The organism is Planktothrix sp. FACHB-1355, from assembly GCF_014748295.1.
Classification (GTDB): domain Bacteria; phylum Cyanobacteriota; class Cyanobacteriia; order Cyanobacteriales; family Aerosakkonemataceae; genus Aerosakkonema; species Aerosakkonema funiforme_A.
Window position 1 is genome coordinate 1 of sequence record NZ_JACJUP010000026.1, and the last position, 16640, is coordinate 16640.

The following is a 16640-nucleotide window of genomic DNA, read 5'->3' on the forward strand; positions in this document are numbered from 1 at the left end:
AATAAGACAAGGATTAAAATAAGCTTTCTTTTCGATCTCGAACTACCATAAATAGAATCAGGTGTATCCTTGCCAGGTATGAGCTATTGTCTCAATCCCAATTGCAAAAAGCCCCAGAACCCAGCTAGGGCAAAAGAGTGTTCCAGTTGCTCGTCAAATCTGGTGCTTCTAGACCGATACCGAGCCATCAGACCAATGGGTGAGGGAACTTTTGGCAGAAGCTTCTTAGCTGAAGATGCAGAACAAACAAACACGGCTTGCGTCATCAAACAATTTTTACCTTTGCCGCAAATTCAAGGGAATTCTGGGGCGATGGCGAAATTGACCCAGATGTTTGAGCAAGAAGCAAAGCAACTGGTGGATTTGGGAGAGCAGTATCCGCAAATTGCGACGCTATTGACCTACTTTGAGGAAGATAAGCGTTTGTATGTGGTGCGGCAATACATTGAAGGGATGAATTTGTTCCAGGATTTGCAAGAGCAAGGCGCTTATAACGAGCATCAGGTAAAGGAACTGCTCTACGATGTCCTGCCGGTGCTGCAATTGGTTCACAACCGACAAATAATACACCGGGAAATCAAACCGACAAATATTATCCGCAGAAATAGCGATCGCAAATTTGTCATCATCGATTTTGGCATCTCCAAACAACTGACAGAAACCAAACTGCAAAGAACAAGTGCCAGAATGGGCAACCAAGCACACATACCCCTGGAAATGCTGCGGGGTGGCAAAGTTTACCCAGCCAGTGACTTTTACAGTTTGGCAATCGTCTGCATTCAGTTGCTGACAGGGGCGCAGTTGGAAGACCTTTACAACCCGATGGAAGGTCGCTGGGTATGGCGAGAGTATTTCCGGGAGACAGGCAGGGATGTGAGCGACCAGCTGAGTTCAATTTTAGACAAAATGCTTAAAGATGCGATCGACGATCGCTATCAACTAGCATCGGAAATACTTAAAGATTTCTACGACTCCGCATCCAGAACGGTTATCCGCACCGCCACCGTCCCCCCACCACCCAGAGTTACACCGGAACTACAGCAAAAAACTTTGGGTTGGCGATGCGTCCAGACCCTCTCCAAGCACGCAGACACAGTTACTTGCGTAGCCTTTAATCGGGATGGTACAACTTTAGCTAGTGGCAGTGCCGATCGCAGCATTAATATTTGGGAATTGGAAACCGGCAAACTAATTCACAAACTCAACGGACACGCAGACACAGTTACTTGTGTAGTATTCAGTCCGGATGGCAAGATTTTAGCCAGCGGCAGCGCCGACAAAACTCTCAAAATTTGGCAAGCCGATACAGGAAAACTGATTTATTCGATCTCAGGTCACTCAGTCACTGTTTTTTCCGTTGCCTTTAGTCCCGACGGTCAGATGCTTGCCAGCGGTAGCGGTGACGGCACGATTAAGCTGTGGCATCCGGTGACAGGCAAAATGGTAGATGTTCTGACCGGACACTCGGACTTTGTGGAGTCTGTCGCCTTTAGCCGCGACGGTTCCTTATTGGCCAGCGGCAGTTGGGATAATACGATCAAAATTTGGAATATTGGCAGCAGAAAGTTACTGCATTCTCTCACGGGTCATTCCGGTTCCGTGTGGTCAATTGCCTTGAGTCCCGATGGCAAGACTTTCGCCAGCAACAGTGGCGACAACAGCATCAAAATTTGGCACATGGCGACGGGTCAATTAGTTCGCACCCTCACGACTAATTCCGGTTCCGCTTGGACAATTGCCTACAGTCCCGACGGACAAACTATCGCCAGCGATAGCGGCGACAACACGATCAAAATTTGGCATACCGCTAGCGGTCAGCTGCTTCGCACCTTGGGCGGACATTCAGACCAAGTTCGATCGCTTGCTTTTAGCCCTCAAGGTCGGACGATTGCTAGTGGCAGCGATGATATGACGGTCAAGATTTGGCGATATGAGTAAACCTCTTTCTCCCCGTCTACAGTGAATACGCTCTTGCGAACAACTCATGCCTGAAGACTTGAGAAACGAAGAAATAATCAAACAAATTCGTTACCGACCTGGTATGTACTTCGGAAGTGTGGGAGCGCGAGGAGTAGAGCAATTTGTTTATGAGCTTGTATCCAACGTCCTTGACTTCTACCTTGTAGATCGAGCAACCTTTGTGAATATAAAACTAGATGGAGCAACCATTTCAGTTGTGGATGATGGACCCGGACTTCCATTTGATGAACCTAGCGATCTAGAGGGTATTAGTCTTGCTACTAAGTTTCTAACTCATGTTCACCAGATACGTTCGCAGGATGAACACGCTCCCCATGTTCATATGACGACATTGGGACTGGGTATTGCTCCCTTGAATGTTGCTAGTGTTCGGCTAACGGTGCAAAGTTGGCGCTCTGGTATACTTTGGGAGCAACGCTTTGTCAGAGGAGTCGCACAGAGTTCTGTGACTGCTGTCGAACAGGGCAATGGTCGAGGAACAAGTATTGAAATAATTCCAGATCCTGAAATCTTTGGGCAAGCAAAACCTAGATTAGGTGTTGTTCGTAGAGCCTTATTTGAGGCAGCTCATCTATTTAGCGGGCTTAGGATTGGATTTGATGAAGAGAGATTTTATGCCCCCACAGGACTCCAGATGCTTGGATTTATGTTCCTCGATCCGCTCTCTTTATCTATTAATCCAAATACTTTGCCGTTTCATCTAACTTTGCGTTATCAGAACGTTTTCATTGAAACAGCAATTTTTGGAGAGAAGCGTGCCCCGACCCGAATTTTTTCATGGGTGAATGGAGCGAGAACACCCGATGGCGGAAGTCATGTTGAAGGTTTATTTCAAGTATTGAAAGAAGTCGGTTGGAAACCAGCACTGACGCTAATTCACGTTGTAATGTTTGAGCCAGAGCTTGCGGGACCTATGCGTACAAAGCTAGATGTACCGCATATTGGAGAGGTAATTCAGAATGCTTTGCGCGAACCCTTACATCAGTATCGAAGCGCCTAAGATACATAAGCAATAACTCCTCAGATCGTACCAATCCCGATCGACACGGGTATCAGTTCTAGTTTAGGTACTTGCTCTCGAAAAATTTAACTATTCTTTACATAAATCTCGACTGCCTTTGCAAACCCCGAATTGGCGGCTAGCTCAGGCCAAACTGAACCTAGTCGAACTCGCTTCGAGTTACCAGTGAGATCGGAGACTCTCAAAGGCATCTGTCACGAAGCGGCAGGCTTGTATCGAAGGGATAAACGAGCGATCGACTTTCTGAGATATTTTCTGCAAAAGCATTTCTACTTTTGTATTTTGTACCGCTTTTTATAAAAAAATAAATATAAATATATTTAAAATAGTTTAAATAGGCTTAGTTTAGAATGGATATGGCTTAAGCATATTTAAATAGCCTTATAAGCATCAATAGTTACTTTTAATACCGTAAGTATCTTGAGAAGCCCTTTATTTTCCTTGGAAGTTAGACAATAATGCTGAAAAAGACGTAGCGACAAATAAAACTCCGAGAGTTTAATAAGAAACGATTAAGGAGAACACAAGCGTGAAACTGGCAGTTTACGGAAAAGGCGGAATCGGTAAATCCACAACAAGCTGTAATATCTCTGTGGCGCTAGCCCGACGCGGTAAGAAAGTGCTGCAAATCGGTTGCGACCCCAAGCACGACAGCACCTTTACCCTCACAGGCTTCCTGATTCCCACAATTATCGATACCCTGCAATCAAAGGACTATCACTACGAAGACGTTTGGCCGGAAGATGTAATCTACAAAGGCTACGGCGGCGTTGACTGCGTAGAAGCTGGTGGCCCTCCTGCCGGTGCAGGTTGCGGTGGCTACGTGGTGGGCGAAACCGTCAAACTGCTCAAAGAACTCAACGCTTTTGACGAATACGATGTCATCCTATTTGACGTTCTCGGCGACGTTGTTTGCGGCGGCTTTGCAGCACCGCTCAACTATGCCGATTACTGCCTGATCGTGACCGATAACGGTTTCGACGCTTTATTCGCTGCTAACCGCATTGCCGCTTCCGTGCGCGAAAAAGCTCGCACTCACCAGCTGCGCCTCGCCGGTTTGATTGGCAACCGCACATCCAAGCGCGACTTAATCGACAAGTACGTCGAATCAGTAGCCATGCCGGTGCTAGAAGTGCTGCCGCTAATTGAAGACATCCGCGTTTCCCGCGTCAAGGGCAAAACTTTGTTTGAAATGGCGGAGACCGACCCCTCGCTGAACTACGTCTGCGATTACTACCTGAACATCGCGGATCAGATTTTGGCCCGTCCGGAAGGTGTGGTGCCCTCTGACGCACCCGATCGCGAATTGTTCTCCTTGCTGTCAGACTTTTATTTAAATCCGACAAAACCGACGATCAAGACAGAGGCAGAAGAACTAGACTTAATGATGGTTTGATCAGTCTAGTTTTCAGGATGGGGGAGAGAAACTGTGGCCTTTTTCGACGATTTCACATCAGCTCTGAAACAAAAATGGTTGCAATACTACCAAGTAAATCATTCGTGGCTGGCTCTGCAAATGGAGCTGGAGTCTGTCAAAACTCCAGATGGCGGTCGCCGACCGCCCTCTCACCTCATCCTGGGAATCCTAAATGCGCTTGAACCGAAGCTAGCGCAGTTGATGTTGCCCTTTGCCAAGCTCAATCCCAGTCCAGATGCGCTGATAGACGTTTTGGAGTTAAATTTCGACCCAGAAGTAGCGCTAGGAAACAAGCCAGCGATTAAAGAGCCTTCAGCTCCACCAAGCGAGGTAACTTCCTCGACACCGGCGATCGAAACAGCTTTCGATCGCGACGAATTGGAGGAAGACGAGGACTCATTAGTAGCACCGGCTGTGATTGTCAGCACGACGACGATTGAAACTGTTGATACGGTTGAGCTGAGCGAAGATGCGATCGACGAGTTGGACGAGGATGTGTCGGTAGTCTCCCTAGACGACGATCGAGATGTGGGGAGCTTAGCTGACATAGAACTCGACGATCTGGCCGAAACCCCGTCTGAGGAAGACAGCGACGAAGATGTCGAAGGCTTTGGCGATTTAGAATCGCTGGATGAGTTTGTCGAAACTTCATCAGACGAGTCCGGTGAAGAGTCAGACGAGGATTTTGGTGCGGCGCTGGATGCCTGGGGTGAGGAAACGGCAGACGAGTTAGAAACAGACCTGAGCGACATGACGCTGGATGAGTTTGGGGATACGTCCACGAAAGAGTTAGATGACGAAGACCTGGATGCGTTTAGCGACATCAACTTCGATCCGTTTTCCGACCCGAAGGCCAAAAAAGATGATGACGACGATGAGTGGAGCAAGTAATTGAGGCTTTGCACACAAAGCTAGATTTTGCCAGACTTTCGATCGCATTAAATTCACATACGTTATTTCTGAGGGCGGGCATTTTGCCCGCTCTATAGGAAACTTGCTTTCATTTTTAGCTTTATAGCACTAGCACGAGAGAGGATTTTATGACTGTTGCAGAACCGCAAGCGCTCAATTTTGAGTGCGAAACTGGCAATTACCATACTTTTTGCCCGATTAGCTGTGTAGCGTGGCTTTACCAAAAGATTGAAGATAGCTTCTTTTTAGTAATTGGCACTAAAACTTGCGGCTACTTCCTCCAAAATGCGATGGGGGTAATGATTTTTGCCGAACCCCGCTACGCGATGGCAGAGTTGGAAGAAGGGGATATCTCGGCGCAGCTGAATGATTATGAGGAACTCAAGCGGCTGTGTTCGCAGATTAAGCGCGATCGCAACCCCAGCGTCATCGTTTGGATCGGCACCTGCACCACCGAAATCATCAAAATGGATTTGGAAGGTTTGGCACCCAAGCTAGAAGCCGAACTGGGTATCCCCATTGTAGTGGCTCGCGCTAACGGTTTGGACTACGCCTTCACTCAAGGGGAAGATACCGTACTGGCGGCGATGGCAGCGCGTTGTCCGGAAAAGGCTCCCGTGATGGAATCTGAGAAGGAAGAACGGAATGCGATCGCTAAACTGCTCAACTTCGGTCGCAAGAAAGAAGAAGTACAAGCAGAAGAGTCGGAATATGTCAACCACCCGCCGTTAGTTCTTTTCGGTTCCCTGCCCGACCCCGTTGTCACCCAACTGACTTTGGAACTGAAGAAACAAGGCATTAAAGTATCCGGTTGGTTGCCGGCGAAGCGCTTCACAGAACTGCCGGTCATCGAAGAAGGGTATTATGTGGCTGGTGTCAATCCTTTCCTCAGCCGCACCGCTACAGCGCTGATGCGTCGCCGCAAGTGCAAATTGATTGGCGCACCGTTCCCGATCGGCCCAGATGGCACCCGCGCTTGGATTGAAAAGATTTGCTCGGTGTTTGGAATTGAGCCGAAGGGATTGGAAGAACGGGAAAAACAAATTTGGGAAAGTCTGGAAGATTACATTAAGTTAATTCGCGGCAAATCTGTGTTCTTCATGGGCGATAATTTGTTGGAAATCTCTCTAGCACGTTTCCTGATTCGCTGCGGTATGACTTGTCCGGAAATCGGCATTCCTTATATGGATAAGCGCTATCAAGCCGCTGAGTTGCTATTGCTGGAGAAGACTTGCCAAGAAATGGGCGTACCGATGCCTCGCATTGTCGAAAAACCGGATAATTACAATCAAATTCAGCGGATTTACGATCTGAAGACTGATTTGGTGATTACTGGTATGGCTCATGCTAACCCGTTGGAAGCGCGGGGTATCAATACCAAATGGTCGGTTGAGTTTACTTTTGCTCAAATTCACGGCTTTACCAACGCACGCGACATCCTGGAACTGGTAACTCGTCCGCTGCGCCGTAACAACAGCCTGAAAGATTTGGGTTGGGATAAGTTGGTGAAGGAAGAAGCAAAGGTTTAAGTTTCCCTGTTGTAAGTGACTCCGAGTAGATATGAGTAAGGGCGATCGGTTAAACTCGATCGTCTTTTTTTTATTAAGTTGTCAAGGTGAAAAGCCAAACGCACTAAAATAGTGAAATAGCGTTCCGTTCTACTTAATCCATGAGAGAAATAGTATTCTACCGCACAGATTCGGATCGCTGTCCCGTGGAAGAATTCCTAGATTAAGCGAGAAAAGAAGCGGGAATAACGCATGAAGAATTAGCACGGCAATTAAATTTGAATAAATCGACTATTTCTAGAATAGAGAATCATGCAGAAGATGTTGGTATCTATACTTTGGAAAGATATGCGAATGCTTTAGGTAAAAAACTGATTATAGAAATTGCATAGGCTGTTAGAGTTCTTAGGGTTTTGCCAAATCTGCATGATATCGGCATCTCGCCGCTTGGACGCTCGCTCGCTCGCTGTTCGCGAAGCCGATCGATCTATCGAATCGTTTGTTTCCCGCTCGGCAATTCCCAACTTACCAACTTAGCGATTAGAATTAAAGCTAAAACGAGTTGAGGCCAAAACTATGATGAAAGTAAAATTGTCCTTGGTCGCGATCGCATCCAGTGCTGCGATCGCCAGCGGCATTTTGTTGAGTTCTGTTAATTCTGCTGAAGCTTGTTCGTTTTATAAGCAAAAATACCAGGCAAAGAGTTGGTTAAATACGCCGTGGGCATTTGTAATCACTTTACCTGGAATCGCGTTGGCAACGGCTCTTTACATGGGCGGTCGCTCTTACCAAAATGAGCCGCAGTGAAGGCGCTTAAGTGTAATTTAAGCGCCAATTTTCAAGTTTACCCAAAATATGTTTAGGGGCGATTCCTTTGGCATCGCTCCTATTCTTTATAAAAGAATACGGCTGATGTTATGCTTTTCGGAAGAAAAATTTTAACCATGAGGAAAAAGAAGGAGAAACAATGATGAAAAGACTGCCATGTTATTTATTAGCTATTGCTCTATTAGTTCCTGTTACTATAGGAGAGTGGGCTGTTCAAGCAGAAAGCGTCTGTCAAGTGACAGATCCTACAGGGACTCCACTTAATGTTCGGGATCGCCCTAACGGTCGAATAATTAATACTCTAAGAAATGGCCGAGAAGTATATATCCAAGAGATATCTTATGATAATAAAGGCCGCCCTTGGGCTAAAATAGGTGGTTATTATAATGGTCAATATCGAGTTTGGGGTTGGGTGATTAGAGAATTTATTAGCTGCTACAACCGCTAATTAACGAAGTTAAGAGAAGCCAAAAAGCTTCGGGAATTAATAGCTAAATATCAAGCCTGAATTCCTTAATTAATAACGACGATGTTCCTATCCCTTGTTCAATTATAAATTTATGAGCAAAACACCTTCTCCCGAAGAAAGCCGCGAAATGCTGAAGTGGTTGAACCGCAATCGCTGGATGTTGTTAGATCGGTATAAAAATCAATATGTTGCTTATAATGCCGAGCGTTTGATTGCTCATAGCGAAAATTTGCAGGAAGTTTTAGAATTAGCTGAAGCTTCTGGAGAAGTATTTGCGATTTACTTAGTTCCTCCCTATGTTGCTTCTATCCAAATATTACCAATTCGCTTTCGAGCAGTTACTCGTCATAATTGGTTGCCAGATTATCACGTAAAACTGAAGCATAGAAATCAAGAAATTACAACAACAATGTTAGTAGATTCGGGTGCTGAAGTAAGTTTGATTTCGTTCAAGGTAGGGGAAGATTTAGGATTAAGGTTAGCTGATGCCGAATCAAAATTATTAGCAGAAACAATAGCAGGTAGTGTAGAATATGTTACGCGAGATGTGCAAATGACAATTGAAGGGCACAGTTTTATTGCTCCCGTAGCATGGTTACAAAGTCATACTGGAGGAGAGCAATTACTTTTGGGCAGGGAAATTGTGTTTGATAAGTTTAATATTGAGTTTAGGCAGGCGGATGAGCAGATTATTTTTACATGGAGGGAAAAGAAGGAATCATAAATTAGTGATATTTGGGATTATTTAGGCGATCGCCCAGGTATGTAGTTGGGCTTGACGCCTCTGATGCCAGGTTTTCTAAGAGGGCTAAAGCCTAACTACGTACTTGTGCGATCGCATTCCAAATTATTCCATACATTCTTCAGCCAAGCGAATAATTTGAGTAAACAGGAAATTATCCGCTAAATCTCTAATGGCATTTTCCAAATCGATATTTTCTGCTGGAATTTCTTCGAGCAATTCCAACACCATATCGTCGCTGCATTCAGAAGCAGCATCGTGGAGTCTGATTATCCAATCTTGGGGCATTTGAGACAGCAGGTTTTGCAGTTCTGCCTCCGGGACTTTTTCGGAAGTTTTCTGGCTACATTCAGCTTCTTTGTTTTCGCTTTCCCATTCATATTCAACTCCCAGATATTGACCGATTTTTTCTAATAAATCTTCAGTTTGAAAGGGTTTGCGAATAAAATCATCGCAGCCTACTGCTAAAATATTTTTTCGCTGTTCCTCGAAAACGCTAGCAGTCAAAGCAAGGACGATCGTTCTGGGAAATGGGGGGACAGAATCTCCCGAAATTTCCGCGAAATTCAACCTTTTTTGTTCTTCGGATCTAATTTGTCTGGTTGCTTCATAACCATCCATTACTGGCATTCTTATATCCATCAAAATTAAATGCGGTTGCCATTCTTTGTAGCATTGTACTGCCTCTTTACCATTTTCAGATTCGCGGACAGAAAAGCCAATGGATACGAGTATTTTATTGAGTAAAAGGCGACTTTCTGCAACATCGTCAACTATTAAAATACGATATTCGGGTTGTTCGGAAGCCAAATGAATAATTTTTCGATATTGCTTAAGTGTCTGAACTAATTCTGGAACGGCCAAACCGATTTGAATGTCAAAAGCAAATACGCTTCCTTGTCCTGGGTTACTGTTTACTCTAATTTTTCCTCCCATTAATTGTACGTATTTCTGGCTGATTGGCAAGCCTAAACCTGTTCCTTGCTGAGATTTACGACCTGTTTCTGTTTGCTGAAATGCTTCAAATAGCAGGTGAATCTCTTCAGGAAAAATACCGGGGCCTGTGTCTATCACTTCAAAATGAAGATTGAGTTTTTTTGCCTCGTTTTCTGTCGTTATTTCTGAGGCTATAGAACTAACATATACCCGCATTTTCACGCTGCCAACTTCTGTAAATTTAATGGCATTTCCCAAAAGGTTGAGTAATACTTGGCGCAATTTACCTTGGTCAGTTGTGACATACTGAGGAATGTTAGGGCTGCATTCAAAAATCAGTTGCAATCCTTTAGAAGCTGCTTTTAATTGCAGCATTTGTTCTAAGCTGTTTAGCATTTGTATGAGGTCGAAGCTGCTTTCATTAAAATTGGTGCGACCGGCTTCAATTTTTGATACTTCTAAGATGTCATCAATTAGAGCCAGTAGATGTTCCCCAGCGCGATTGATAATGGCAAGATTTTTCTGATTTTCGCCGCAGATAGAATTGTCTTTACTCATGATTTGGCTAAAGCCTAAGATGGCATTGAGCGGGGTTCTCAATTCGTGGCTCATGGAAGCAAGAAATTCGCTCTTGGCGCGGTTGGCAGCATCGGCGGCTAAGACGGCTTTTTGTAAAGCTTCTTCGGCTTGTTTGAGGTTGGTAATATCTGTATGAGCGCCAATCATGCGAATGGGAATTCCATTGGCATCTTTGAGATGAATAGCGCGAGAGAGGATATAAACTGTGGAGCCATTTTTATGGTAAAAACGCTGGGTGGCTAAAAATTGTGGAATGCGATCGCAGTTGTAATCTTCTACGAGTTTTAAAGCGGCGATGCGGTCTGCTTCAAAGATTGCGTTTGCCCAAGCCGATATGTCATTGGGAAATTCGTCATCACTGTAGCCCAACATCTCTTTAAACCGAGGTGAAAAGTAAATTTCTCCGGTGACTAAATCCCAATCCCAGAAGCCATCTTGGGAGGCGCGAAGCACTAATTCTAGGCGTTCTTTTGCCAGTTGCAGCTCTAATTCAGCTCGTTTGCGATCGGTAATTTCAACTATCACCGATCCTACATTAGAAGGGGTGCTGTCGTTCAGGGCAATGGGAAAATAAGAAACTACCCAGTGGCGCATTATACCGGGTTGGCTGGGGATTTCTCCGGTGATTTCTAAATTGAGAATCGGTTCTCCCGTTGCTAATACTTGTTGATAAAGGGGTTCGACTGTGGGGGCAATTTGCGGTAAAAGCTCCCGGATGTTTTTGCCAATATGCTCGCCTGCGGGTATGCCATTAATTTGTGCAAAGTGTTCGTTGATTTGCACGTATCGCAGTTCGCTGTCTATGATATTCATACCGACTGGAGCGCACTTGAAAAAGGCATTTAATCTCGCTTCTCGTAAGGCAAGTTCTTGTTCTAAAGCTTTTTGCTGACTGATATCTTTGTGCGTTCCCGTGATTCGCACTGGCTGTCCGGAACTGTCGCGCTCAGAAATTTTGCCCCGGCAGAGAATCCATTTCCATTCGCCGGATTTCGATCGCATCCGAAATTCTACTTTATAGCAGCTATTTTCGCCTTGGATATAGGCATCTAAGACTTTTTGCATCAAAACGACGTCTTCTGGATGCAGCAAGCTTTCAAAACCTTTTAAATTATTTGCAATTTCGGTATCTTGATAACCTAGCATTTCGTTCCAGGCGCGATCGCGGTAGATTTCACCAGTCCTCAAGTTCCAGTCCCACAAACCTAAATTGCTGCCTTCTAAGGCTAGGTGCAAGCGTTCTTCACTGGTGGAAAGAGCTGCTTCTGCCTTTTTGCGATCGGTAATATCGCGGGCCACCCAAGCGGCAGTATTTTCAGAAATGGGCGCAATGCTGGCAGAAAACCAAACTTCTTCCCGACCCACCCTCAAGCTATATTCGCAATTAACTATTTGCTGCAAATGTAGTGATTCTCTGATGCGGCTGCGAAACATTACACTCGATTCTTTATACAACAGTTCTACTGTTTTACCGATAATATCTGAGCCTGGAGGATACAGTTTTTCGGGCTTTGTGGGAGCAACTTTGATAGTCTTGCCATCTGGATCGACAATTAATACGATGTCTGCCATCGCCTCAAAAAAACCGCGCATTTCTGCCTGAGAAGAACGCAGTTTTTCTGCCATTAACTCGCGTTCTTTAATTTCCTGTTTTAATCGCTCATTTTGCTCTATTATTTGTTTTTGTAACCTGCATATATGTAACTGATTTTCAATCCGCGCTATCACTTCTTCCGTTTGAAATGGTTTGGTAATATAGTCAACACCACCTATAGAAAAAGCTTTAACTTTATCGATTGCTTCGTGCAAAGCGCTTAAAAAAATCACCGGAATATGGCGAGTTTTTTCGTTAGCTTTCAGATGGGAGCAGATTTCATAGCCATCGATATACGGCATCATGATGTCAAGCAAAATCAAGTCCGGCTGCTTAGCCTGAATTGCTGCTGGAACCATCCGCTCATCTCGGATAGGACGTACTTCATACCCGCGTTTGCTCAAAACCTCCGTGAGCAAACGCAAATTATTAATGTCATCATCAACCACTAAAATATTAGCTGTAAATCCATTGTTAATGTAACTATCTAATGACTGAATCATTTATCTTCTCCCGTATATTTATAAAGTTTAATTGCCGTGACAATTTTCTGGTAATCAAACATTTGGATTAAATATTTAAGCCGCTCGGCTAACTGAGGATTAATACCTGCGATTTCGTCAATAGTGGAAGTTATTTCATACCAGCTTGCCTGGATACTGGCTTGCTCTAAACGCTCAATTAAATTTTTAGGTAAAACGGCGAAATCTATGGGCTTTATCGCAGCTTCTTCAATAGGAGTAAGAGAATAATTTTCTCTAGTGGTTATTTGGCCGTTATCTTCTAGTTGTAATTGCTTATTTAATTCTGATAGCCGATCGGCTAAGCCAAACTGAATATCAAAATAGAAAGTGCTGCCACAGCCGACTTTGCTACTGACAGTAATGTTGCCGCCCATCAGTTGAATGAATTTACGGCTGATCGGTAAGCCTAAACCGGTACCTTCTTGAGATTGTTTACCCGTCCTCGTTTGCAAAAATGGTTCAAAAATACTTTCTAATTCATGTTCCGGAATGCCTACCCCTGTATCTTCAATTTCAAAAGCCAGCCGGGAAGTATCTCCATTATCCAGATCCATAAATTCGTTTTCTCTGGTCTGGTTTCTGCCTTTTGTCTTTTCGATCGCTCGCACTGTTACGTGCCCTGCTTCAGTAAACTTAATAGCGTTACCGATCAGATTAATCAAGACTTGGCGCAGCTTTATTTCATCAGTCCGCACAAATTCAGGAATGCTGGCATCTCGATAAAAATTTAATTGCAATTTTTTATCTCTAGCTTTTAAATAAAACATCCTTTCTAACTCATCCAAAAATCGATACAAGTTAAATTTTGTTTCGTTTAGCGTCATTCGACCCGCTTCAATTTTGGCCATATCTAGCACATCATTAATGAGGGTGAGCAAGTGTTCTCCGCTGCGGTTAATAATGGCGATATTTTCCCGATCTTGGGGAGAAAGTCCCGGACTTTGGCTGATTAATTGGGCAAAACCAAGAACGGCATTCAGGGGCGTTCTCAATTCGTGGCTCATATTTGCTAAGAAAGTGCTTTTGGCGCGGTTAGCTGCTTCTGCGGCTTCTTTTGCTTGAGAGAGTTCTGCCTCTGCTAGTTTGCGATCGGTAATATCTAAAACAATCCCATGCCAGACGATATCTCCATTGTTTCGGCGTTCGGGTTGGGAGTTGCCTTGCAACCACTTCAGTTGGCCCGAAGGTGTGATAATCCGCCATTGATGTTTAAAAATATCCATAGTTTGGAGACTGCGATCGATTGCTTCCAAATACGCTGGTAAATCCTCTGGATGGATAAGAGAAAGTATGACATTTTTTGCATCTTGGAAAGCTTGTTCTAGGGTTAGCTCGGTAATTTCTTCGATCCCCCGATTGCAATATTCAAATTTAAAAGAAGCATCGGAATGCCGTACCAAAGAATAAATATTGCCAGGGACAGCTGTTGCTAAGTTTTGCAGGCGAGTTAACGTGATTTTCAAGGTTTCTTCTGTCTGTTTGCGCTCGGTAATATCCTGCACGATGCCAAATAATTTAATAACCTGCCCTGCTTCATTAAAAACAGGTTCTCCTTTACCGAATGTGTACCGGATCGCACCATCCGGTCGAATAATGCGGATTTCATGCTCGTAAGCTTTCCCCTCTCTCACAGCAAGTTCGATATTCCGCTGTAAAATTTCTAGATCTTCGGGATGGGTGAACTGTAACAACCGATCGTAGGTTGGTTCGCCTTCGCGAGGATCGAGTCCGAAGATGTAGAAGGTTTCTTCAGACCAAGTGATTTTTGGGGTGATGATATCGAAAGACCAATTGCCTAAATGGGCAATTTTTTGGGCTGCCATAAGGGCACTTTCACTTTCCCGCAAAGCTTGTTCGGTTTGTTTGCGATCGGTAATATCGACCGACATTCCGATTAAGGTGGTAGGATTGCCTGCGGGATCGGTTAAAATTTTGGCCTTTACCTGCAACCATCGCCATTCAGGGTTCTCTACACTAGCAGTAAGCCGATGTTCGATTTGAAACCCTCCCCTTTGGGAAATCGCTTCTTGATTGGCTCGGTGCAGTTTTGCTCGATCGTCGGGATGAACCATTTCCAGGGCTTCATTATAGGAAATTCTCATAGGAACTTCCTTTTTGATCGTAGAGGTGAATAATAGCTCGTCAGTCTGGAGATTTCGTTCCCAGGCGATCGCATTCGATACTTCCATTGCTAACCTCAATCGAGCTTCTCTTTCTTGGATAATTGCTTCGGCGCGTTTGCGATCGGTTACATCCAGAACTATTCCATGCCAGACAATCTCGCCATTCTCCCGCCGTAGCGGTCGAGAATTGGCCTGAATCCACTTAATTTTTCCAGAAGGCGTCATAATTCGCCATTCGTGTTTGAACGTTTGCATGGTTTCCACAGCTTTGGCAACTGCTTGCTGATAGCCTGTGCGATCGTCTGGATGAATTTGGTTAAATGTAAGTTCGGGGTGTTCTAACACTTCTGCGACGGGAATCTCGTGTATTTCCTCAAATACAGGACTGAGGTACTCATACTGGACAGGGCCATCTGGATATTCGACAACGGTGTAGATTACTCCTGGCGAAGCTGCGGCTAACTGCTGTAAGCGAAACTCAATTTGCTGGAGAGCTTGTTCGGCTAGTTTGCGATCGGTTATGTCGATCATAATGCCAGTTCCATACCAGCATTGATTTGTCTCATTGCAATAGGTGCTTAAGGAGTTAGCAACCCACCGAATGCTACCGTTTTTATGTCGGAGTCGGAATTCAATCGTGGTGGCAAAATTGGGTGTAAAAAATCGCTTGAATGCTGGCTTGATAACAGTTTCTATATCTTCAGGTAAAATCAGCGATAGTAGCAGCGAATAATCGGCGGCAATTTCTTCACCTGTGTAACCGCAAATTGCTTCAATACCCGGTGAAAAATATTCATATTCCCAGCGATCGTTATCGCTCAACCGAACTCCCGATATAAAGGCAGGCGCATTATTCAACACCGATTTCAGCCTAGCTTCTGAAGTTTGTAAAGCTATCTCCAGTTGTTTGCGATCCGTAATGTCGATGGCAATTACCGTCACCATCCAGCACTTTTGAGTTCGATCCCATCGAGAATTAGTAGTTTCAGCAATCCACCGCATACTGCCATCTTTGTGGCGCAACCGATACTCGCGATGGGCGGTGCGTTGCTCAAAAATATTCGCAAATAAATCGCTTTCGATCGCCTGCCAATCTTCGCTGGGTATCCTGCTAATCCAAATAGTTTTATCTGCTTTGATTTCGGCAGCGCTGTAGCCGGAAAGCGCCTCGCAACCGTTAGCGATATAATCGATTTCCCAGTTTCTATTGGCAAACACGCGAAACCTGGAAATCGCCGCCGGAGCAGTATTTAAAATATCGTTTAATTTCGCTTCCGATGCTTCTAGGGCGCGTTCTAAGTTTTTGCGTTCGGTAATATCCCGACAAATACAAAAGTTGACTTCTTTCCCATCAATAATTACATTATTGGCACTAATTTCTACATCATAAATCGAACCATCTTTACGGCGATGCTTGGTTTCAAATGTGTTAATGCACAGATTATTTTCAGCAATTTTACGTTCGATTTCATCTCGCTTCCAATCAGCATCCCAATCGACTAGATTTAAAGTTAATGTTTCTGCTATGGTGTAGCCCAACATTCTGGCAAAACTAGCATTAGTTTCTAGGACATTACCTTGGGAATCGAGGACGACAATACCATCAACAGAACTATCCAGGAGGGTTTTGCTGCGAAGAATTTCTCTCGCTAGAGCTTGTTCTATTTGTTTGCGATCGGTAATATCTTTGAGCAAACCAATTACGCAATCTTGTTTATTTATGTGGCTGACTGTAGCCGACATTAAAACTGTTCTGGCTTGACGCGATCGAGTGCGAAGCACGACTTCAAAATTTTCTAACTTACCTTCGCTGGTAAGCGCTTGGCGGAAGCGATGCAAGTCTTCAATTTTATCCCATAGTTTTAGCTCAACGCAAGTTTTGCCGATAATTTCTTCATAAGGATATTCCACAAATTTGGCAAAGCTGTCATTGACGTTCAAACAGCGTCCTTCCGATAAAGTGGCAATCCATAACAGATCGGGACTGCTGTGGAAAATAGTAGAAAA

Annotated in this window: 10 protein-coding genes; 8 read left to right on the forward strand and 2 right to left on the reverse strand. The window is 44.4% G+C overall.

All coding sequences use genetic code 11. From position 1 onward, the window contains the following. Window positions 1-78 precede the first annotated feature (78 nt). The 8 genes from H6S82_RS02955 to H6S82_RS02995 all read left to right on the forward strand — a co-directional run bounded on the left by H6S82_RS02955 (window position 79) and on the right by H6S82_RS02995 (window position 8859). A complete protein-coding gene (locus H6S82_RS02955; RefSeq protein WP_255512202.1) occupies window positions 79-1938 on the forward strand; it encodes a serine/threonine-protein kinase in 1860 nt (619 codons plus the stop codon). 46 nt (window positions 1939-1984) lie between these two features. Continuing rightward, on the forward strand, window positions 1985-2980 hold the full coding sequence (locus H6S82_RS02960) for an ATP-binding protein (RefSeq protein WP_190463900.1): 996 nt from the start codon (window positions 1985-1987) through the stop codon (window positions 2978-2980). Between the two features lie 550 nt (window positions 2981-3530). Next, complete coding sequence (gene bchL, locus H6S82_RS02965; protein ID WP_190463899.1) at window positions 3531-4397, forward strand: ferredoxin:protochlorophyllide reductase (ATP-dependent) iron-sulfur ATP-binding protein; 867 nt, start codon at window positions 3531-3533, stop codon at window positions 4395-4397. A gap of 33 nt (window positions 4398-4430) precedes the next feature. Next, a complete protein-coding gene (locus tag H6S82_RS02970) occupies window positions 4431-5309 on the forward strand; it encodes a DUF5331 domain-containing protein (protein ID WP_190463898.1) in 879 nt (292 codons plus the stop codon). Window positions 5310-5458: 149 nt separating this feature from the next. Beyond that, window positions 5459-6859 carry a ferredoxin:protochlorophyllide reductase (ATP-dependent) subunit N gene (locus tag H6S82_RS02975; protein WP_190463897.1) on the forward strand — a complete coding sequence of 467 codons (1401 nt, stop codon included), beginning with the start codon at window positions 5459-5461 and terminating at the stop codon, window positions 6857-6859. Window positions 6860-7414: 555 nt separating this feature from the next. After that, entirely contained in the window at window positions 7415-7645 is a 231-nt protein-coding gene (locus H6S82_RS02985) for a hypothetical protein (protein ID WP_190463896.1), read from the forward strand. A gap of 160 nt (window positions 7646-7805) precedes the next feature. After that, window positions 7806-8114, forward strand: coding sequence for an SH3 domain-containing protein (locus tag H6S82_RS02990; RefSeq protein ID WP_199315206.1), 309 nt, complete (start codon window positions 7806-7808; stop codon window positions 8112-8114). Window positions 8115-8226: 112 nt separating this feature from the next. Beyond that, the gene (locus H6S82_RS02995; protein ID WP_190463895.1) at window positions 8227-8859 is read left to right on the forward strand and encodes a retropepsin-like domain-containing protein; all 633 of its coding nucleotides are present in this window, start codon (window positions 8227-8229) and stop codon (window positions 8857-8859) included. Between the two features lie 123 nt (window positions 8860-8982). On the opposite strand, the gene H6S82_RS03000 is transcribed toward H6S82_RS02995, so the two are convergent. After that, the gene (locus H6S82_RS03000) at window positions 8983-12489 is read right to left on the reverse strand and encodes a response regulator (protein WP_190463894.1); all 3507 of its coding nucleotides are present in this window, start codon (window positions 12487-12489) and stop codon (window positions 8983-8985) included. Continuing rightward, window positions 12486-16640, reverse strand: a 4155-nt coding sequence (locus H6S82_RS03005; protein ID WP_191056014.1) for a PAS domain S-box protein, incomplete at its 5' end; no start/stop codon positions are given. The genes H6S82_RS03000 and H6S82_RS03005, both read right to left, overlap by 4 nt.